The 20,712-nt window shown below is 41.5% G+C and carries 20 protein-coding genes; 12 read left to right on the top strand and 8 right to left on the bottom strand.

The window, feature by feature from the left end:
• Nucleotides 1–127 precede the first annotated feature (127 nt).
• Nucleotides 128–472, top strand: coding sequence for an STAS/SEC14 domain-containing protein (locus tag FLL46_RS14650; RefSeq protein ID WP_168204173.1), 345 nt, complete (start codon nucleotides 128–130; stop codon nucleotides 470–472).
• A gap of 31 nt (nucleotides 473–503) precedes the next feature.
• Here the strand turns inward: FLL46_RS14650 and FLL46_RS14645 are convergent, their stop codons facing one another.
• A complete protein-coding gene (locus FLL46_RS14645) occupies nucleotides 504–1,715 on the bottom strand; it encodes a cation:proton antiporter (protein WP_142931996.1) in 1,212 nt (403 codons plus the stop codon).
• 246 nt (nucleotides 1,716–1,961) lie between these two features.
• On the opposite strand from FLL46_RS14645, the gene FLL46_RS14640 reads away from it, so the two are divergent.
• The 3 genes from FLL46_RS14640 to FLL46_RS14630 all read left to right on the top strand — a co-directional run bounded on the left by FLL46_RS14640 (nucleotide 1,962) and on the right by FLL46_RS14630 (nucleotide 4,354).
• Nucleotides 1,962–2,252, top strand: coding sequence for a DUF6172 family protein (locus FLL46_RS14640; RefSeq protein ID WP_142931994.1), 291 nt, complete (start codon nucleotides 1,962–1,964; stop codon nucleotides 2,250–2,252).
• Nucleotides 2,253–2,420: 168 nt separating this feature from the next.
• Nucleotides 2,421–2,882, top strand: a complete 462-nt coding sequence (locus FLL46_RS14635) for a hypothetical protein (protein ID WP_142931992.1) — start codon at nucleotides 2,421–2,423, stop codon at nucleotides 2,880–2,882.
• A gap of 182 nt (nucleotides 2,883–3,064) precedes the next feature.
• The gene (locus tag FLL46_RS14630; protein ID WP_142931990.1) at nucleotides 3,065–4,354 is read left to right on the top strand and encodes a LamG-like jellyroll fold domain-containing protein; all 1,290 of its coding nucleotides are present in this window, start codon (nucleotides 3,065–3,067) and stop codon (nucleotides 4,352–4,354) included.
• A 42-nt stretch (nucleotides 4,355–4,396) separates the two neighbouring features.
• Here FLL46_RS14630 and norR read toward each other — a convergent pair whose 3' ends face one another.
• A complete protein-coding gene (gene norR, locus FLL46_RS14625) occupies nucleotides 4,397–5,953 on the bottom strand; it encodes a nitric oxide reductase transcriptional regulator NorR (protein WP_142931988.1) in 1,557 nt (518 codons plus the stop codon).
• A gap of 181 nt (nucleotides 5,954–6,134) precedes the next feature.
• On the opposite strand from norR, the gene FLL46_RS14620 reads away from it, so the two are divergent.
• Together FLL46_RS14620 and FLL46_RS14615 are read left to right on the top strand one after the other, a co-directional pair.
• Complete coding sequence (locus FLL46_RS14620; protein ID WP_142931986.1) at nucleotides 6,135–6,413, top strand: hypothetical protein; 279 nt, start codon at nucleotides 6,135–6,137, stop codon at nucleotides 6,411–6,413.
• Nucleotides 6,414–6,527: 114 nt separating this feature from the next.
• Nucleotides 6,528–7,598, top strand: a complete 1,071-nt coding sequence (locus FLL46_RS14615; RefSeq protein WP_142931984.1) for a saccharopine dehydrogenase family protein — start codon at nucleotides 6,528–6,530, stop codon at nucleotides 7,596–7,598.
• Between the two features lie 20 nt (nucleotides 7,599–7,618).
• Here FLL46_RS14615 and FLL46_RS14610 read toward each other — a convergent pair whose 3' ends face one another.
• On the bottom strand, nucleotides 7,619–7,987 hold the full coding sequence (locus FLL46_RS14610) for a DUF1304 domain-containing protein (protein ID WP_281281972.1): 369 nt from the start codon (nucleotides 7,985–7,987) through the stop codon (nucleotides 7,619–7,621).
• 267 nt (nucleotides 7,988–8,254) lie between these two features.
• Here FLL46_RS14610 and FLL46_RS14605 point away from each other — a divergent pair, with 267 nt between their 5' ends.
• Nucleotides 8,255–8,521 (top strand): hypothetical protein, encoded by a 267-nt coding sequence (locus tag FLL46_RS14605; RefSeq protein ID WP_142931980.1) that lies wholly within the window; start codon nucleotides 8,255–8,257, stop codon nucleotides 8,519–8,521.
• A gap of 25 nt (nucleotides 8,522–8,546) precedes the next feature.
• Here the strand turns inward: FLL46_RS14605 and FLL46_RS14600 are convergent, their stop codons facing one another.
• Nucleotides 8,547–9,173 carry a LysE/ArgO family amino acid transporter gene (locus tag FLL46_RS14600; protein ID WP_142931978.1) on the bottom strand — a complete coding sequence of 209 codons (627 nt, stop codon included), beginning with the start codon at nucleotides 9,171–9,173 and terminating at the stop codon, nucleotides 8,547–8,549.
• A 226-nt stretch (nucleotides 9,174–9,399) separates the two neighbouring features.
• Between FLL46_RS14600 and FLL46_RS14595 the strand changes: the two genes are divergently transcribed.
• The 3 genes from FLL46_RS14595 to FLL46_RS14585 all read left to right on the top strand — a co-directional run bounded on the left by FLL46_RS14595 (nucleotide 9,400) and on the right by FLL46_RS14585 (nucleotide 13,105).
• Entirely contained in the window at nucleotides 9,400–10,290 is an 891-nt protein-coding gene (locus FLL46_RS14595) for a LysR family transcriptional regulator ArgP (RefSeq protein ID WP_210418714.1), read from the top strand.
• Between the two features lie 86 nt (nucleotides 10,291–10,376).
• Nucleotides 10,377–11,342: a class I SAM-dependent methyltransferase gene (locus tag FLL46_RS14590; RefSeq protein ID WP_142931976.1), complete on the top strand. Its 966-nt coding sequence runs from the start codon at nucleotides 10,377–10,379 to the stop codon at nucleotides 11,340–11,342.
• 68 nt (nucleotides 11,343–11,410) lie between these two features.
• Nucleotides 11,411–13,105 carry a DUF2235 domain-containing protein gene (locus FLL46_RS14585; protein WP_168204171.1) on the top strand — a complete coding sequence of 565 codons (1,695 nt, stop codon included), beginning with the start codon at nucleotides 11,411–11,413 and terminating at the stop codon, nucleotides 13,103–13,105.
• Between the two features lie 109 nt (nucleotides 13,106–13,214).
• Here FLL46_RS14585 and FLL46_RS14580 read toward each other — a convergent pair whose 3' ends face one another.
• From FLL46_RS14580 to FLL46_RS14570, 3 genes are read right to left on the bottom strand one after another with little or no spacing between them, the layout of a single operon-like run.
• A complete protein-coding gene (locus FLL46_RS14580) occupies nucleotides 13,215–16,184 on the bottom strand; it encodes a TonB-dependent receptor (protein ID WP_142931973.1) in 2,970 nt (989 codons plus the stop codon).
• On the bottom strand, nucleotides 16,141–17,247 hold the full coding sequence (locus tag FLL46_RS14575; protein WP_142894615.1) for a FecR family protein: 1,107 nt from the start codon (nucleotides 17,245–17,247) through the stop codon (nucleotides 16,141–16,143). Before FLL46_RS14575 ends, FLL46_RS14580 begins: the two co-directional genes overlap by 44 nt.
• On the bottom strand, nucleotides 17,244–17,870 hold the full coding sequence (locus FLL46_RS14570) for an RNA polymerase sigma factor (RefSeq protein WP_142894613.1): 627 nt from the start codon (nucleotides 17,868–17,870) through the stop codon (nucleotides 17,244–17,246). The genes FLL46_RS14575 and FLL46_RS14570 overlap by 4 nt, the downstream gene beginning before the upstream one ends.
• A gap of 274 nt (nucleotides 17,871–18,144) precedes the next feature.
• On the opposite strand from FLL46_RS14570, the gene FLL46_RS14565 reads away from it, so the two are divergent.
• Both FLL46_RS14565 and FLL46_RS14560 read left to right on the top strand, forming a co-directional pair.
• Nucleotides 18,145–18,945, top strand: coding sequence for a DUF3108 domain-containing protein (locus tag FLL46_RS14565; protein ID WP_142894611.1), 801 nt, complete (start codon nucleotides 18,145–18,147; stop codon nucleotides 18,943–18,945).
• 87 nt (nucleotides 18,946–19,032) lie between these two features.
• Entirely contained in the window at nucleotides 19,033–19,965 is a 933-nt protein-coding gene (locus FLL46_RS14560; protein ID WP_142894609.1) for a hypothetical protein, read from the top strand.
• 49 nt (nucleotides 19,966–20,014) lie between these two features.
• Here FLL46_RS14560 and FLL46_RS14555 read toward each other — a convergent pair whose 3' ends face one another.
• Nucleotides 20,015–20,635 carry a glutathione S-transferase gene (locus tag FLL46_RS14555; RefSeq protein ID WP_142894607.1) on the bottom strand — a complete coding sequence of 207 codons (621 nt, stop codon included), beginning with the start codon at nucleotides 20,633–20,635 and terminating at the stop codon, nucleotides 20,015–20,017.
• Between the last annotated feature and the right edge of the window lie 77 nt (nucleotides 20,636–20,712).

Raw genomic sequence — 20,712 nt, 5'->3', positions numbered from 1 at the left:
AGGCATTGCATGAATGACAATTAGTGCATCAATTTTCTTTGCTATACGCTAACTAACAACCTGATATTTTCAGTTAATGTTTATGGAAATGAACTACGACATTGAAATAAAAAAGGAATGCGAAATAATGATCGTTCGTATTTCGGGGTGTTTAAATAATACAACGGTGGTCGAATTAATTGATGCAATTCAGAAAACTCAAGACAGAAAAAAGAACTATCATCGGCTGTATGATCTCACACAAGTTGAACTTGAAATAACCATTAAGGATTTTGATTTTGTATTGTCACACGCTTGGGAAAAATTTAATGTGGCCGGAGTGGAGCATCGAGTTGCATTTGTCGCACAGGACGAGTTTACTTTAATGTTATTAGATCTCTATAAAACCCAAAGCAGAAAGTATGCGTTTCACTATGTTGAGTATTTTGAAAACGAGTCAGATGCGATTCAATGGCTGCAAGAGACCGACTGAATATTCCTCGCATTAGATAAATAACTTTAGTTTAAATTCCTAACCTTTTCATTAACCAGGGATTTGTGGTTGCTTGAACCACCAAGGTAAATAAAACAACACCAAATCCAATTGACTGAATGGTCCACCAATAAGGTAGATCTGTTGGCAGTGATAAGACAAGAGCGATGGTAACAGCACCTCTTAACCCACCCCAAACCATGATTGGTGCATACCTTGAATCGACTGATTCGCCAATGGTGAAGTGATTTAAGACATTAGAAAAATATACCGCGATAATGCGAGCAACTAAGGTTGCGCCTATGGCTAAAACCATCGCAAGCCAACGTTCAGAGAACATATTTAAGGTGATAACCAGGCCCAGAAGGACAAACACAAATACATTGGCGATGAAGCCCAATGAATGCCACACATCATGAAGTTCTCGATGTTGGTTATAGCTGATGTTAGTCGAAAAGTGCTTAAAACTAATTGCGGCAAACATTATCGCGACAATTCCCGACACGTGTAAAAGGTGTTCGCTAATATAGAAAGAACCATAAGCCAGCAGCAGAGTGATGAAAATAAAGTGAGAAGTGGCCTGTTCTATCCACCTGGAAATTTTTGCTGTAATAAAACCCAACAAAGCGCCAACTAAAACGCCACCAAAAAATACAATACCAAATCGAATGATCGCAGCACCAACACTTGGTTCTGTTGTTCCGAGTGCGACATTGAGGAGAATAACAAATAGTACAATCGCGGTGGCGTCATTGAACAGGCTTTCACCTTCTATTAAAACATTGAGCTCTTCGGGCGCTTTTAGCGCTTTGAGTTGGTTAACAACAGCTACCGGATCCGTCGCCGAGACAACAACACCTGTTAGCAACGCAGCAATGAATGGAAAACCTGAATGACCTACCCCATAGAAAAGAACTACAGCGGTGATTAAGCTTGAAATCATTAAACCTAAAGTCGCCAGTGTAAGCGTGTTGGGAAGATATTTTCTTAAAAGCGACGAATTAATTCCAAATGCTGCTTCAAAAATCAGTATGGGAAGCAGTCCATACAACATCAAATCTTGAAAGTTACTCGCACGGATCCCGGTATCCCAACTCAACGGCTCTGTTAAAAATGAAACGCCAAATCCCAAAATAACCAATGTTAATGAATAGGGGATTGGTACTCGTCTACATATCAGTAATCCTACCAGTCCGAGGCTGCAGAATATTAAAATTGTGGTGATTATATCGATGAGTGACATATTCTCGCTCCAGAATTAAGCTAATCATCTCTTTCTGGAGTATAGTTGTCGCCACAATAATTGCGAGTATAATAGCTGGCCACATTTTGACGACTTAGATTGGCTGAATACTGCTTTTACCGGTAGAACATAGATTTTAGCCATAGCTAGGGCAACATGCCCTAATCAATGAATTTGTGTCATAAAAGTCAGCAAAGTAGACTACCAATCGGCGATAGCCCGCAATCAATCACAAAGAAGATTACCATGAAAAAAACCTTTGAGCTCAACCATCCTAAAATTAAAATTGCCAGAATGTTTGAAGCAGCTAAACACGAAGTGAAAAAATACCTCAAAAGAGAGAGAAATAAAAAACTGCCAGAAGATGCCGGGTATTGGGATTTTGACTGTAAATTTGGTGCCGAGCAAAGTGACGTAGAGGTCATTCATGTGACCGAAATCAATAAGAAAATTGATGAGGCAGAGCGGCAGGGGCTCACTTCTTTTTATCTCGAAATTTTGGCAAAGCCTGGCGCTAAAAAACGAGAATCTGAATAAGTGTCCGGAAAAAGTATCAAGATGAAGCATTTTAATATTTTTACACCCTCCTTTAGCAAAGGAGGGCTGGGGAGGATTTGAAGCCAACGGATTGATATTTTGGGGAATTCCCAATGATGTAATGAATGCTGATTGGTAATGTTTATTTAATTAAGAAAAGAAAAGCCGATGAATTGGAAAATTATATTTAGCACCGCTGGAAGCCTTTTTATAGCCGCCTGCACAGTGAACCCCGTGGCAGAACAATACCTCGACTGGTCAAAAAAATGTTATGACGGATTTAAGTCAAGAGTAGAGTTTTTAGCGGGGGAAGAATTTAACAATTGTGGCTTTTATGACCTCAATGCTTCTAAGCGTGACTATCTTAATGGTGTTCAATGTGCAGAAAATGCATACCATTCAGGACACCCTTTTATTTTGGGAAGATTAGACTATCGTGCAGATAATTATGTTTGCGAAACCCATATTCGATCGAATAGCGGTTCACTTTATAAATTATTTTTAGACTTTGATACGCGAGAAGGGCCAGATAAGTCGAAGAGCAACCCCACCAAACATGAAGCGAAGTGTGAGCGATTAGATTTCGATGGCGAAATTATTTCGGCGAGGAACTGCGATTTCATTCAGTAGTCTTAAGCTTGATTGTTGTTTTTTAGCTTCTTGGTGAGTATAAAAAGCGAAAAAAAGCGAATAGTGATAATGCAGGCTAATGAATGTATTTTTTAATTAAAATTATCTCGATATAATTGAGCAGTGATTGCTATGTAGGAAAGGTAAGAAGTATCTCAAACTTATATGACATAAATGGTTGCGTGATTGACCCTAAGCTCAACCGCGCAATTTATCAAGGGGTTGTTCATTCGCTCGAACCGCGGGTGATGGCTGTGTTAGTTGTCCTTATTGAAAATGCCGGACAGCTGGTTTTGCGCGAGGAAATTATTGCCAGAGTTTGGCGAAATCAAGCCGTTAGTGATAGCTCACTCAATCGCAATATTGCCAAGCTGCGAAAGTTGCTTGATGTTAAAGGTGGTAGTCAGAGCAGTATTAAAACAGTGACTAAGAAGGGCTATTTACTTCAAGCTGATGTCATTATAGTTGATGAAGTACCGGCTGCAGATAAGGCGACTAAAGTTGTGTCAGAAGAGGCTAAAGTTTCTCAAGAAACAACAGTTTCTGAACGACACCAATCAATAGAGCTTCGTGAGTTAACGCCAGCACCGGATAAAAGTAAGGTAGCTGACCTGCAATCATCAAAAAATCCTGTCTCTTACTTGTCCAACCCGAAAAAAGATAACAACAGCCGCCTTCATTTGTTGATTCAAAAAAAGTATTCTTTGCTTGTTTTACTCGTATTTTCAGTTGGAGTGGTGACTTTTTATTTCGTTAATCAGTACCAGTTGATTCAGCACTATGGGTTAGTTGAACAGAGTCCTCCGTCCGATAAAAAAGCTGATTATTTGCTATCAACTAATAATTATAAAGTTGTTCATAACATGACTTTTGCGCCACATGAAGCGGATAAAGCTTTTTGCTTAGATGGTGTGGATGATTTTGTCGAAATCATTGATGCCACCGTTGATATCGGCAGAGGTGACTTTTCGATGAGCGCCTGGATAAAAACTTCGACAGAGGATACCGTGGTAGTCATCGACAAGAGAAATGAAAGCTATCAGGGCGATGTTCGAGGGTTTAATTTACACTTATTGAAGGGGAAAGTGGGCGTACAACTTGCCGATGGAAAAGGGGAATGGCGTTGCACGCTAGATGCTGAAAAATCTTCCTGCACAAACTTCAATTCCGATGCTTATGTGGCGGACAACCAATGGCATTTTATTGTTGCGACTATTGATAGAGATGATCCGGAAGGTTTGAAGTTTTTTGTTGATGGCGCTTTTGTTGAAAGCCAGGATCCAACAATAAGAAGTGGGTCTCTGACTACGCCAAAGCGGATGAGAATTGGTAGCCGCTCTTCATCATATTCGGCATTATTTCCTGGCTCGATAGGTGAAATTAAAATTCGCTCCGGGTTGTGGTCTATAGAGGAAATCCAGGGCCAATATGCTAAAGGAATTCAGCGCGACTGTCGCAAGGCCGCTCGTTGATAGTTGATGATTTGATAAGCTAATGACTGGATAAATAAGTGATTACTTCAACCCAAGCCGTTTTGCCATTCGGTGCAAGTTACTTCGATCGAGCCCTAAACTTTTAGCGGTCCTGGACCAGTTGTTTTGATGCTGGTGTAATCGTTCCCGAATAATTTGGCTCTGGTATTGATCAACCAGCCAACCTAGTGGTTGAGAGTCAGATTCTGACATCGTTTGTTTGTGCGGTGGAAGTTTAGAGCTGTCACTTAATAGCGTATCCAAAATATCAAAATCTTCGGGCTGAAGTCGGTTTATTCTTTGAGCTTTTTTGCTGCTTATTCTCAGGAGCGCGCGGTTTAATAAATGTTCGAGTTCGCGAATATTACCTGGCCAGGAATAAGTGTTAAGCATATCAATCGCATTTGGGGCGATCGAGACTGTTTGTAAACCAAATTGGCGTGAAAGCTTTTCAACGAAATATCCTGCTAATAATGCAATATCTCCAGTTCTTTCCCGTAACGGTGGCACGGTGATTGGAAAAACACCTAAACGGTGAAAAAGATCCTGACGAAAATTTCCCTGCAGCGTTTCTTGTTTCAGGTTTCTATTGGTGGCCGCGATCACTCTGACATCAACGTAACGGGTTGACTCTGAGCCAACCGCCTGCACTTCACCGCTCTGCAATACTCTGAGCAATTTTGCCTGTAATGACAAAGGTAACTCTCCAACTTCATCGAGAAACAAAGTCCCACCGTCGGCAAGTTCAAATTTACCCTTAAAATCTTTAACCGCACCGGTGAAGGCGCCTTTTCGGTGGCCGAATAATTCACTTTCAGCCAGGTTTTCAGGCAAGGAAGCGCAGTTTAAATAAACGATTGGTTGGTTAAAGCGATTAGAGTTTTTATGGATTGCGCGGGCTACCAACTCTTTTCCGGTACCTGTTTCACCAGTAACGAGTACATTTAAATCGGATTTTGCAACCAGTGAAATTTCTTCGCGTAATAATTTTATTTGCTCGCTTTCACCAATCATTTCTTCACTATGATGACCTAACACCTGTTGCATAAGGTTTTCGCTAACTTGTTGCTCCTTGTTAACGGCAATTTCTAAGTTTTCAATATAATTTGCTGAAGAAGCGGCCGCCGCCGCCAGTGCGCAAAAAGCGCTAACAAGTTCTTCACTAATTGAGTCAAAGGCATTGGGATCAAAGGCGTCGAACGTGATGACTCCCCAGATTTTTTCATTAACTTTTAGCCCTGCTCCCATACAGGCGTGAACGGGTAAATCGCCTTCGCACGAAGACACGAGTCCGTCATAGGGATCTGGCAATTGGCTGTCTATTTCAAAACGAGTGACATTTGAAGAGCTGAGAATGGCTTGAAAACGCGGATGACTCGACACCAGAAATCGACGGCCCAGCACTTCCCGCTGCAGGCCGTCCACCGCGAGAGGTTCGAGTGCGCCATTTTGGAGTTTCAGCACCGCGGCTGCATCACATGGAATCACATTTTTGGCGGCAGCTAATAATCTTTCAAATCGTTCGGCAGAGGTCAAACTGGCCGCGAGATCCACCGCGACAGAAAAAAGAGCTGATAACGCTGAATTGTTTGTTGTCATTTTAACCTCGCTTGGGATCAATATGACAACGGACAAGTGTTGTCATATACACAACGCTATTCTATAACAGCCTGATTATATTGCAACTATTGGCTGGCACACTGCTTGCTCTATGAGAATAAGAGAGGAAAAAATCAAACGCGATTAAGACCAACTTAAGCAACAATTTCAGGAGTTAATTATGCCGGCCAAGAAACTATATAGAATCGCCAATACAATTATCGTTCTTTCAATTGTGATGATGGCATCCGGCGCTTATGTCGGTTTTATTGATCACGAAGCATTTAGCATTCCGCAACAGGTGATTGCGCACATCTCGATAATGCTTGGCGCTGGTTTTCTTAAACTGTCTTATGTGATGCACCTTAACGCGAGCAAGCATTTGGGAATAAACGATTTTTCACCGGGCGAAATGGAGTTTGCCGGCGAGCTGGAAATTGAGCCGCAATTATTAAAGTAGATCTGGTTTGTTTAGAGCTATGTAGAATTGGAGGTGGGCTAATTTAGGTTTAAGCATTTTTCAGATGTGTTAGTCTAAGTGTCGAATAAATCGGCGAACTAGAACAATAAACCAATGAAAAATTCTCAAACACAAATTTTAATTTATGGTGCTAACGGGTATACCGGAAAATTGATTGTTGACGAGGCGATCAATTGCGGGTTCAAACCAATTCTTGCAGGACGTAAAAAAGAAGCGATTGCCAATCTGGCCGAAGTTAAGGGATTACCGGCAAGGGGGTTTAGTTTGGATTCTGTCGAACAAATCGCGACTAACTTAAAAGATGTCGCGGTCGTTATTCATTGTGCCGGACCTTTCTCTGCTACCGCTCATTCAATGATGTTAGCCTGTTTAAAAAGTGGTACACATTACACTGATATTACCGGTGAAATTAGTGTCTTTGAGCTGGCGCAGAGTTTAAACCAGCAGGCGATTGATGCGGGTGTGGTTCTTTGTCCCGGTGTTGGTTTTGATGTGATTCCTACAGATTGCCTGGCGAGTCAGTTAAAACAGAAAATGCCTGATGCGACCCATTTAGCGCTGGGGTTCGATTCGGCGAGTGGTATGAGCCCTGGCACGGCTAAGACCTCAGTGGAAGGATTAGGGGTTGGCGGTAAAGTTCGAAAAAATGGTCAAATTATTCAAGTTCCCCTGGCATATAAAACTCGAGAAATTGATTTTGGAAATGGTAAAAAGAACGCTGTGACCATTCCCTGGGGAGATGTTTCAACTGCTTATCATTCAACGGGTATTCCCAATATTGAAGTCTACATACCAATTTCTCCGCGCGGGGCAAAAAGAATGGCTCGGCTTAATTGGATTCGTGGATTGCTTGGGTTGTCTTTCGTCCAAAAACTAATGAAAAACAAAATCGAAAAAACGACCAAAGGTCCAAATAGCGAACAACGTGCAAATGCAGAAACTTTTCTTTGGGGGGAAGTGAAAAATTCAGCTGGAAAGGTAATTTCTGCAACTTTTAAAACTGCTAACGGATATGAGCTGACTTATCTGGGGGCAGTCGAAGTGGCGAAATTTCTGATTAACAACCAGGTCAATGGCGGTGCTTTTACACCGTCAAAATTAATGGACAATCAATTAGTCGAACGATTACCTGGCACTAGCTCAATATCATTTGTCGAGCGCTAATTTGGTAAAAGGTCTCTTGTTTATTCGTCTTTCGTCAATCTGCTATTGGAATTAGAATTACGTTCAACCCATAGCAAACAAATCAAAGCGATCAGTGCAGGAGTCGCCTGAGTTAGAATGATACTGGCTTTAGCGGTGAGTCCGCCGAATAAACCCGCAACAATAACGCAAGTTAAAAAGAACACTTTAACCTGACGTTGAGCGGTCCACATGCCCCAGATTAATCCTGCGGCCAAAAAGCCATTGTACAACCCCTGATTCATTGCGAGTACTGCTGAGGATGCTGATACTTCTGGCGACATGGAGAAAATTTTTCGGCCGATAGGGTGATCCCAGAAAAACATTTCCAGAACCAAAATACCTATGTGACTTAAAGCAACAAAGCCGATTAATAGATTTGTGAGGTGTTTGATAACATTCTCCCATTTTCCGGTTAGTTAAATTTAAATTAATCAGGTGAATCAAGAGTTTGTACATCTTTCCCCATGCGGCTGATTATTTCAGGTTAAAGAATATAACGCTTTGGCATGAGTTAGCAAAGCTTATCACCGACCTATGCTTTAATCGCTAATTGTTATTAGTTATCGTGTCACTTTATCTATGAGATAAAAAATAGTAGGCTTGCATCTCACTTTGAAATTATTGGGGAATTGGATATGCCTGTAATCCAAAAGATGGATGATTTATCATCATGTACCGATGTAAATATACTCGTCAACCAATTGAAGTCTAAGCCTGAAATAATCGGCCAGCAGTCTCTGTTCAGCCGGGTTGACAAGTTTCATTCTATTTGTCATCTAACTTATGAACATCCTGGCGCGATAGAAGCTTTGTGGAAGGAAATCAATACCTTAACCCAAGAAAAAGAGTCTATCGAAATAGTTCGTCAAATCGGAAAAGCTCTAGAGTACGTAGCGGAATAGTTTGACTGACTTAATAGTTTCCTATTTAGGATAAATTGTTAGTCCAGTTTAACAAAAGACCAAGGGCTATTGTCCACATAATTAAACCAACGGTAAAATCGATGAACTTTCGGGTTTTTGGTTTTGACAGGGTCAGTGATAGCTTCGCAGCTGCAATGGATAAACTGTAAAACCATACGAGTGAGGCGAGCAAGCAACCCAGGACAAATATCAATTGAGCGTCGCCTTTAAATTGCCCCCCAACGCTACCTAATATTACCACTGTATCCAGATAAACGTGCGGATTTAGCAAGGTGACGGCAAGTGTCGCCAGTATCACCATTTTGAGTGATTTTTTGGTTGTAGTTACAGTGGAATCTACCATTTGCGGTTTAAAAATATTTTTAAAAGACAGACCACCGTAAACAACTAAGAATAATATGCCCGCCCAGGTGATCAGGGTTAGTAAAAAATCATTACTTGCTAACAGTTTTCCACCGCCATAAACGCCGATAAGGATTAAGCCAAAATCACACAGCATACAAATAGTGGCTGCAACCAGATGGTAGTTTCTTTTAATGCCTTGATTTAAGACAAACGCATTTTGTGCACCGATCGGAATGATCATACTCGCACCGAGAAAAAAGCCTTGAATAGCAGGGTAAATTGTCATTGTTTAACTCATTTAATAATTAACTTTTGACAAGCAGTTTATTGAAAAACTATTATTAAGTTAAATTAATGTTTCTTAACTAGTATTAGTTTTTCTTATGATTGACTTGTTTAGTTTTAATGCACACCCTTGATGTTGAATTTAAGGCTGAAGGTTTTTTGGTGGATAGGTTTGTCGGTGAGTATGTTTGTTAGTGGGTATGCTTGTTAGTGAAGGGGAGTTATTTATGGAACTGGACTACAAACTTCTTAGAGCACTTGATGTGGTAATGGGTTATCAAAGTTTTGAGCGAGCTGCAAAAGTGCTTTGCATTTCGCAGTCGGCTGTGTCTCAGCGGATTAGGCTTTTAGAAGAATATGTCGGCCATCCAGTGATTATCAGGGGAAAACCGTTGAGTCTTACCTCAATGGGTAAACAACTCATTAATCATTTTAAACAGGTTGAAATCCTTGAACAAGAATTACTCCCGAAAATCAGACCGGAACTTCGACAAGCGCCGATCAAGTTATCTTTAGCTGTTAATGCTGACAGCTTAGCTATCTGGTTCTTCGATGCGCTGGCACCATTGATTAAGTTTTCTGCGATAGAATTAAATATTTTGATTAGCGGGGAAACTCGCACTGTCGAGAGATTAAAGTCTGGAGAGGCGTTTGGCGCTGTATCGACTAACCCTAATCCAACGCCGGGTTTTAAGACCGAAAAGCTCGGACGGCTAAAATATGTGCTTGTTGCCACGCCAGAATTTAAGCAACATTATTTTCCTAAGGGTGTTAACGTTGATAGTGTGCGTAATGCGCCGGGGGCGAGTTTTGATCGGTTTGATTTAATGCACCAACAATTTATTGAAAAGCACTTTGGCCTGCCGGTTGATAGCTACCCTTGTCACTCTGTTCGGTCATCCGAAGCATTTGTGAATATGGCAAAGAAAAGTTTGGCGTATACTTTGATCCCAGAAATTCAGATTCAGCAAGAGTTAGCTTCTGGTGAGCTAGTTAAAATTGCGCCTCGGAAAAACCAGGTGGATACTTTGTATTGGCATTCCTGGGTGCTTGAGAAAGGGATATTTAAACAAGCCTCTAAGATGATTGTTGAGTATGCGCGAAAAACTTTACTCTAGGGTTGCCCGGGGCAGTAGAGTTGTATTTAAGCTCGATTGTAGAATAATATATTGATTATAAAATAGACAATAAAAAGGTGAAACCCATGAAAAGATCACTCGCGATTCTTCTTGTCAGTATTTTGGCTGTATCAATTACCAGTTGTGATAATGCGCCTGATGGGGCAAAGACGTCGGAAAATAAATCAAATGATAAAGCATCCACACAAACAGAGCAGCCGTCGAAGGACAATACAGATGAAACGAGCAAAGCGCGGTCCAGTGAAAAACTGGCAAGCATTTTGGCCAAAGGAGCTGAAAATGTTAAAGCAAGGTACGCTCACCGCCATCCTCAGGAAACGCTCACGTTTATTGGAATTCAGCCGGGCATGACTGTGGTTGAAGCGTTGCCGGGCAGAGGTTGGTATAGCAAAATTTTACTACCTTACCTGGGGGCCGAAGGGCGATTGATTGGCGCCGATTATGCGGCGGACATGTTTCCAAAGTTCGGCTTTTTCAGCGATGAAGTCATTGAATCTAAGAAGACCTGGGTAAAGGACTGGCCTGTTGAAGCTGAAGGTTGGCGCGATGAAGCAAGCGCAAGCATCAGTGCGTTTCAATTTAGCTCAATGCCCGATTCCATGAATGGCAGTGCCGACGCGGTGCTTTTTATTCGCGCGTTGCACAACCTGGCCAGATTTGAGCACGACGGCGGCTATTTGACTGCAGCTCTGAGCGAAGCTTATCGTGTGCTAAAACCCGGCGGAATTGTTGGTGTGGTGCAGCATATGGCGTCACCCGATGCTTCCGATGAATGGGCTAGTGGAGCCAAGGGGTATTTGAAGAAAGCCTTTGTTGTTGCGCAAATGGAGAAAGCTGGATTTGATTATGTCGCTTCCAGTGATATCAATATTAATCCTAACGATCAGCCAACGGAAAAAGATGTCGTTTGGCGACTGTCTCCGTCTTTTGCCACGAGTAGAGATAATCCTGAGCTGAAAGAAAAGCTGAAGGCGATCGGAGAGTCAACTCGCATGACTTTGGTGTTTCGTAAACCGAGCGCTAGTCAATAAATTATAGGGCAACACGCCCGAATAAAAGCACCGATAAAAATAACAACTTAAAAGAAGGAATGTCGGCCATGGCAATTCGGCGAATTGTACTTTGCCTTGATGGCACCTGGAACAACACTTACGCAGAAAGCGAGCGAACTGACGGCAGCAAAGTAATAAAGCCCTCAAACGTACTCAAGTTTGCCAGAGCTGTTTTACCCCACGACTCTGTTGACGGAATTGAACAGATTGTCTATTACGACACTGGGGTTGGGTCCATGTCGAAATTCCCCGGGCCTTACAATGCGTTATTGCATTACTCCGATAAAGTGTTAGGTGGTGGCTGGGGAGCTGGGTTTGAGAGCAATATTGAAGACGCGATTACTTTTCTGGTTAATAACTACCAACCTGGCGATCAGGTTTATATTTGTGGTTTCAGTCGTGGTGCCGCGACAGCCAGGGCCTTATCAAATTTTATTGAATGGATGGACGGAATTCCGCTTAAAAGCGATGCTTTTTTTATTCCTGAATTTCTCCGGCATTATGTTGATCACATGGGAGACCCAAGTGAATTTCAAGTTGCCAAACAGCTAATTAATCAGAAGTTAGCCAAATTTAATCAACAACTTAATCATTTTAACCAGGTTGAAATCTCGTTTTTAGGTGTATGGGATACGGTACTTTCATTGGGAGGCCGAGTGTTAAAAGTTTCTCATCGAAAGTTTCATCTGGAAGATATGCCTGCAAATTGTATCAGGCACGTTCGGCACGCGCTGGCTATTGACGAAAAAAGATCTGATTTTTTACCGGCGATCTGGAAGGCACCGGCAACTTCTCAGCAAGATTTAAAACAGCGTTGGTTTGCCGGTGTTCATTCGAATATCGGTGGCGGCTATGTGAACGATGGCCTCGCCAATATTACTTTACGCTGGATGGTTAAAGAAATTGAAGAGCTGCAGCTCGGCCTTAAATTTGATAAGTCATTCCTGGCATTTTATCGGGGCTACCCACAAGATAAATTAATTGAGTCGAAGACCCTTGGTTATGTGATCAAAGATGGTGTGCTTTTCAGAAAGGGGAGGCGCGAAATCTATCTAACTTCAGATCCTGAATACCAAAATTCAGGACTGGAAATTCATGACACAGCTATTCAAAGAATGCTCAATCATCCGCTTGAAGTCAACAATAATAAAGCCAGATATTCGAGACTGGAAAAGTATCGACCGCAAAATATTATTCAAATATTTACTCAGCAGCCTTCGAAAAGGCAGATCGATATTGATAACTTTGTGAATGGTTTTAACAAAGGCTTTAAGGCTGAACATTTTACAAGAATTATTAATGGCGGTGACATTTTATTTGACGCAAAAAATAAGAAAACTGACACTGGATATGTGCTCGACTATCAGACTACCTACAATGTTTCGCTTGAAATAGAAAGTGATTTGTTTGACAAAGATATTCTATGTGACTTTAGTGGGTGGAATGCGAAAGCACTGGCGGAGAAATCAACTTTTCATAAAGTTGCAAAGCGATTTAGTCGCATGCCCGGCGCGAATCTGTTTAGTCTGATTGGCGAAGTCGATGGAAAAAAAATTGATATGGGCAAATTATGGATACAGGCCGGAAAGGGAGAGTTTTCGCTTTGCTTACAAAATCTTTTTCCAAACAAAAAAGTCAGCGGAAAACTTTATGTTTACCTCAATGATGTGAGAGGATTTTATCGAAATAATAAAGGGGCTTACAAGGTTAGTATTAAGTCGTCTAGTCGCAAAACTGATTGATAATGCGATTCGCGTACCATGGAAGCTGTGCATAAATTATTTGCTTCATATGACGCTTTATCATTTGAAAGAATATTTAATAAAAGTTAGCTATCTCGATTAAGTCTGCTTAGTAGGAGTAGGTTAATCCAAGCCAGACGGAGCGGCCGAATATTACCTCATGTTCGAGTAGCTCTTGATGCAAGCCGGTAGCTCGTTTTCGGGTGCGATTCATTAAATTTCTAACCTTAAATTTCAGCGTCAGTTGCTGTGAGATATCAACACGAAGTTGGGTGTCTATTTGTTCAAAAGGTTTCCAGATATCTTCTTCTCTTAAGGATTTGTCAGTTATCACTTGATCAGAGTAGTGATCGGTGTAGTTGTAGCCTAAACGAAGTTCGGCTAGCTCATTCCAAAAGTTATAAAAAACAATCAGGTTTGCCATAAAATCTGGCTGATGGGAGAGGTGATTGATGCTTGACCAATTTCCCTGGAGATCTAGATAATTTAGTTTTGCTTTAGTCCAGGTAGCATTCCCCGCTAATCCGAGACCGTCGAAGGCGGAAGGCAAAAAGTCAAAATTGTTTTTTATCAAACTGACCTCTATTCCCTTGATATTAGCGCTGGCATGATTGGTTGTTTCATTAATAATAGTCGTGACATTCGTTTGCGGGTTGCTTGTTTGAGTTTGTTCAAAAAGCGGGAAGCGCTTGATGTCCTTTTTAAAAAGTGCGACAGAAAATAAGTTGTCATCGTCAAAGTAGTATTCGAATGACAGGTCGTAGTTGTCGCTTAGGCTCGGTTTTAATGTCGTGTTTTTGCGGGTGATTATCTGTTCATTTTCGCCAGTTTTAATTGATTCAATGGCATTAATATCGCTTAGCTCAGGCCTACCTAGTGAACGCCCCCATGCCGCCTGTATTCTCAGGTAGTCGTTCACATGATAGCGAGCGCTGATTGATGGTAGCCAATCACTCGAACTACTTTTATAGTCATTTGAACTGACAGTGAGCGAGTCGAGGTTTCTAAGTACACCTTGGCTATAATTGTCGGTTGATTCGTAACGAACGCCACTGATTATTTGCCAATTGTCAGCGTTGTATTGAGTGAGTCCATAACCACTGGATATGGTTTCACGATGATAGAAGTCATCGCGTTGATTGAAGTAGGCGACATCTTCGGCAATCGTACCGAAACTATCTGGAGTTGCGTTATAAAATGAGAAAAAAGAAACTTCATTTTGAAAAGGCATGATATTGTCGAAATGCGGTGGAGTAAAATGGTTCAACTCCGAAAAAGCAGTTAATGAAAGAGAAGCGGCTCCTTGCCAGAAAACATTGCTTTGCTGACTATTATTCTTAAGCTTATTGCGGCGATGTCTTACACCTATTTTAACGCCTAATCCGCTGGATAAGCTTGAGGCATTGAAATTATAATCGGCCTTAATGTCGGTGACTCGGTTTTCAACTTGTGTGAATTTATCTTTGAATACATCGAAAAAGTAATTATCCGTGTTTTCTGCAAATGATGCGTTGGAAAAAGACCAATCTGGAAAGTCACTATTCTCCTGGTAAGTGTAGGCCAAAGCTTCCAGCGCTTCGTTATCAGTGTTGGTTCTCCATACCACTTCATGCTGTGGACGTTTGAAGCCACCCTTACTTTGTGCAATATCGAACGATATTTCGTGTTGTCGATCAAAGTCAAAATCGAAATGAAAGTGATTGCCGCTAAGTTGTCGATAGGTTGGGCGAAAAGTGTAGTTTACTTCTCCCCGGGCGCGTGGTGTTGATGCGGTGCCTGATGCATTAAATATTACATTGTCACCTGCCTCATTAGTAATGTTCCAAATGTCGCGGTCTTCCTTTTCAGTCAGTTTATAAAAATACGATTGCAAATAGGCGTGTAAGTGAAAGCCAGGAGAAAATTCCAGCTTAATTGTGCCGCCCTGCCGATTCCATGTGTTAGTGTATTGCGCTGTGTTAAATCGTTGTCGAAAAGCAGAATCTGCTCCGCCGGTATTTTTGATATAACGAAAACGGGGATCCCACTTTTTTTCGTCTCGCTTTTTCTTGCTATAAACTCCAGCTAAAACCAAACCATATTGATTATTTTCACCGAGAGTCGTACTGTAGTCGATTTTAAAATCGCCGCTCAATCCATCATCATTATCTGGTACATCATCCAGAGAATATTTCGCCAGGTTAAAATCGATTTGTAAAAAATCATCTTTTCTTTCGAACGCGCTGTAACTCGTCATGTTCATGTTGCCGCCTGTGCTATTCGCTTCAAGATCAGGCGAGACATTCTTATAAACTTCCAGGCTGGCAACCGCTGAAGCGGGCATGGTTTCCAGGTTTATACCACGGGTGTCGCTGTGGTCGCTTGCGATTGCCATGCCGTCGAGCGTGACGAAGTTCATCCCTGGAGAAATTCCACGTACGACAACAAATTGTCCTTCGTCAGAGTCGTTTAATGTGTTCAAACCGGTAATTCGTCTGAAGGAATCTGCGGCATTAATATCGGGCAGCTCGCCGATGTCATCTGCTGTCAAAGCATCCATAATTCTTGTCGAATCTTGCTTTGTTGACAATGATTGGCGATTCGCCAGACGAGTACCGATTATGGTCATTTTTTTTACATCAGGTTTATTGGTCGCAATTGACGTGTCAATGTCTGGTTTTGAAGTCTCGCTTTTCTCAGCGGTTATTACATAACCATCGCGAACTTTCTCAAACACCAGGGACGATCCACTGAGTAATTTTTTAAGTGCCTGTTCTACAGTCATGTTCCCGTTAATAGCACTTGATTGAAGCCCTTTCAATAAGTCCGCGGATGCGAAAATCGCGATATCGGTTTGTTCTGAGAGCGCAAACAGGGCTTTTGATAGAGGTTGTGCGTTCAGGCGAATGGTATGTATTTGTGATTTAGCCGTTGCAGTGTTGGAGATAAAAAGACTGAAAATCAGCCAGAGCGTTGTAAGAAATAAATACGGCCTGAATTTTGGAACTGCAAAAGCCGAGGCCTCTAATCGTTTTTTTGTTAATTGAACATGAGCCTCAGTCGCTTTCTGAGTGATTATTTTTTGTTGTCGACTTTTCATTTTTCACGTCTGGCTTCTTAACTTTTTCGGATAAAAAGATACCAGAACTATACTTAACGATTTCGATTGAAAGCCCGGCGGCAATATTAAAAAGCATCGACTCAATTTGATCAACCTTAAATGTGGCGGTAACGCGCAATTCGCCAACAGCCGGAGAACTAATCATTATGTTTCCTTTATAGTAGCGCTTAATTTCTTCTACTACTTGGCTAAGAGGAACGTCTTCAAATACTAATCGTCCATTTCTCCAGCTATCAATATTTTCCGCAGATACCTGGGATACTGCCGATAATCCATTCTTGCTATCGCTGGTAACAGCTTGTCCCTGGGATAGTTGCGTTTTGGTTTCGGAAGAATTTTTAGACTGATGGGTCACCTGAACGAGTCCTTCTGCGACTGCAATATTGACTGTTTTAAGATTGCGGCGCACATTAAACTGAGTGCCTAAGACACGCACTGCCGTATTTCCTGCAGTAACATCAAAGGGCCTGTTTTGGTCTTTTGCAATGTTAAAATATGCCTCTCCTTTGGTTAAAACCACCTGACGAATCTCCTCTCGCAGGCTAACGGTAATGCCGGATGCCGCGCCCAGAGAAATGATTGAACCGTCTTTAAGGGAAATCTCGCGAGTCTCTGCAACTTGAGTTTGATAATGTAACGAATCTGGCGTCGTTGGACCGGCAGTGTACATGAGTACTAATATTGAAACGCTTATCAGGATACTGGCGACTAAAGCGACAGGAGAAAACTGACTATCATTTGCTGCTCGTTGCCAAAAGCGGGCACGCTTCAACGGCTGTGTTGGTTGATTGTCACGTATCGCTTTGAAAGCTTGTTCGACACTAGTGCTGGCCAGAGTGGTATTAGCAAAGTCATCTCCGGCAATTGCATTTGAGACTGACTCAATACGGCGATAAGCACGCTCATGCTCGGGGTTAATGACGAGCCATTGCTGAAAATGATTTCGCTCATTGTTGTCGACATCGTCAGCTGACATCCGCACGAACCAGTCGCTGGCTTGCTCCCGAATTTGGGCTGTCTTGTTGGTATTATTTGTTGTCATTGTTTAAAGCCCTTGCCAGCTGATTCCTGTTTTTCAATAGCTTCGCTGCACATAGCTAATGCACTGGCGACCTGGCGCTTGATTTCAGTTTGTGACATGCCTGTACGCCGTGAAATTTCGGCGTAAGATATTTGATGAAATCGATTTAATATTACTAGCTGACGCTGTGTATTGGGAAGTTGTTCTATCACCTTGGTCACAATAGTTAGTTTCTCTCTAACTATTAAGACGTTTGAGGGATCGTTGTCGTCCAGATTATTTTCGCTATTCTCGAAAATAACTTGCTGGGCGTGGTTTTCACGAGTTTTTGCCGCTCTGTGGTAATCTATGACAATGTTTTGCGACATTTTGTAGAGAAATGCTCGAGGGTTTTCTACCGCTTCTGGCTGGTCCAACTTTGAGAAGCGTTCAAAGGCTGATTGAACCACGTCTTCCGGATCAGGAGGCGTGCCAAACTTACCGGCGATATACTGGCACAATTCTTTCCAGTGTTTATTGTAGAGCGTTCTTAAAAGACCCTGAAGGTTAGACTGAAGACCCTCTTTTTGCCTGGAGGCTTGCCCGGATGAGAAGTTCTCCACTGTTATTAGCGTCCCATAAATTATCGATCTGTTTTTTATCATTTTACAATATTCAGAGTAAATTCTAACAGCTACTTTTCCGAATAATGCGAATAAAAACCTGTGTATGGGAAAGAATTATCTTGCAACTTTGAACTAACGGGTAAGAAAATCCATTAACAAGATCTCGGTAACCGATAACAAATTAGTTATTGTCGTGATATCTTGCATGCTATGATTAAAAGTACAATAGTGACAAGGAGGGAAATAAAAGACTTTTATATTTAAGTTTGTCTGGTGACTTAAATGATGTAGAAAAGGATTATCTCAAATTGATATGGTTGAAAGTCTTCTTAATATTCCTGTTTTGTTAGCGGTCAGTGCGTCGACTGCAACTTCTTTTCCATTATCCTTCACAAGTGTCTATGAGGGCAGTGAGTATGCTGTCTTAAATGGCGAAGCCAGAATCGAATTTGTTAGAAGTAATAATTACATCAAATATTCGTTAAAGGCAAAAGGCTCACTTCTTTTTTTCTCGGTGCATAAAACTTATGATTGTAGTGTGTTAAAAATTGAAGGCGATTCGATTGTTCCTCTTGAGTATTTACATACTGATTCAAAAGAAAGTAAAAATAATGTTAAAACTATTTTTGATTGGAACAATAAAACAATTACCACAACTCGGGGGCTCGATCGAGTAAGTGTGTTAAATGATGTCGATTCGACTTTGTGGGATCCACTTTCAGCACAAGTTTACCTGATGAAGTTGGCAAGTTCGCAAACTGTCGGGTTTACCCACGATTATCAAGTGATTGAAAAAGGTCGAGTCAATCCTCAACAGGCTCACTTTGAAAAAATGATGAAGTATGAAACTGAATTCAAGGAACTAGACACACTGAAAGTTGTTAGCAAAGCTGATGTTGGTGGCGGCACTTTGTGGTTAGCAAAAAATTATGCGTGGATCCCCGCGGCGATTGAAATTGATGGGATTACCATTGAACTTAAGTCCGAACCAATCATTGTTTATCCGGCAGAATCCAGCTCACAAAGAGAACTGGTAGAATCTTCAACAACAGACCTGATTAAACCAGAACAAAGTGAGCCAGAGCCAGTTAATTCGCAAGCTCCCAGATGCTGACATAAGGGTGATATTTGATGCGGTTTAAAACAACCAGTTTTTATCTTAAAAATAACCTATATATTCGACATAAATTTCGAGGTTAAAATGTATCAATATAGAGGGTGTCTTTATCCTTTATTGTCTGTTTTCGGTGTATTACTGATACTGGCTGCGATGGATGGATTAACGCAGTTTGAAAATGCGGTATGGCCAGTTGTTAACCTGGTGACATTAGAAGGCTATCCCAACGTTTCACTGCAAAGCACTCATCACATTGTCAAAGCCGCACTGAAATGGTTTTCTCTCAGTTATTTTATGTGGCTGGTGGTTTTCATCACGATTATTTTTTGTGGTTATATTATTGTCAGAATAACAAAGGAATTATCAACTACAGAGCGCTACATTGTGCGAGGCATTTTCTTTGCTATTTTAATTTCCTGTAGTTCAATTCTTTTTTATACCATAGCGATTGCAGAAAAGCCGCTAATGCCGGTGGAGCATATACTTAAAAATATTTACCAGGTATCGAGTGGCTTAGTGCGTTTAACCTCATACAATATGGCACTAGGAATTATTGCTATGGTTTCGTTGTTGGCTACAAACTGTTTGCTATTAGTGCCGGCTAAAAATACCAGTGATATTAACGAAAAAATGCGCTTCATGACTTACCTGATGTATAACGGGGCGGTGTTATTTGTGATTTGGGTGTCTCAAGCAGAAGAAATGTATCGGTTTTCTGCAACGCTATTTGTTAAGGACATTCGAGACGTTTTGTTTGATGTAGCACCGTCTTTCAGTTTGGTTATTGGTATTATTGCGAGTACTTTGCTGGCTGCCAGTTATTTCTCTTCTTATCTTTGGTTGCAGGGGCGGTTCAAGGTTTTGCCGAAGGATAAATCTGATAGTGCGCCTGCTAACGGCGCAGAGACTCCCGGTACTATTTTAAAAAAGCACTGGTCAAGTATTACCGCAATACTTTTGCCGATTTTTCCCGGGATTTTAGGCAATGTTTTAACACAAGTTAGTGCCATTGGTTGAGTTTTCAGCAAAGCTAACGAATGGCACCTAAATTTTATGGTCCTCTCGACTATAATCCTCTCGACGAATAATAATCAGCAATTTTAGGTGTCGCGGCGACTCTTTCACAGTGAGCATTTAATAATGGTGCGACTTCTTCTACCAGTGTCGTCGGTATATGATCGAGATGGCCTGAGTTTAAACCTCTGATCCAGACGAATACTTTTAAGTCGGCGACAGTCAATTTGTTTTCGATAAAATATTCGCCGCCTTGTTCTTCTAGTTTTGATTGCGCCCACTTCAGGTAATGGCTAATTGCCCCCTCTACCAATGCTTCCCGAGCATTTTTTAATGCATCTTCCTCGAGGCCGAAAGTGGCGACCAGTTTGTGGGTCATATCTTCCATTGCTTCTAGAACTTCGTCGCACAATAGAGCTTGCATATCATCTGCGGGATAGAGATCTGCCTTTTTCCCCAGGTAACGTAGAATGGCATTACACTGGGTGATTTGCTTACCATCTATGGCGAAAGTGGGTACTTGCTTTAACGGCGTCGTGGATACAACTTCATTAAATCGGTCGAAAGTAAAACGATAGTCTTCAAAATCGATGCCGCCGATATGCATTGCCAGTCGTGCGGGTTCTGCACGGCCGCCGTCAATATCAAAATAAGTGAGTTTGAATGTGGACATTGTTAATTGGTTTCCTTTTAAAGGTGAAATGCCAAATCAGTTAGTTTGCAGTAATACTATAAATGCCGCATGATTAA

This window comes from Aliikangiella coralliicola (assembly GCF_007004725.1).
Classification (GTDB): Bacteria; Pseudomonadota; Gammaproteobacteria; order Enterobacterales; family Kangiellaceae; genus Aliikangiella; species Aliikangiella coralliicola.
The sequence above is the reverse complement of the archived record's forward strand: the minus strand, read 5'-3'. Positions and strand labels throughout refer to the sequence as shown.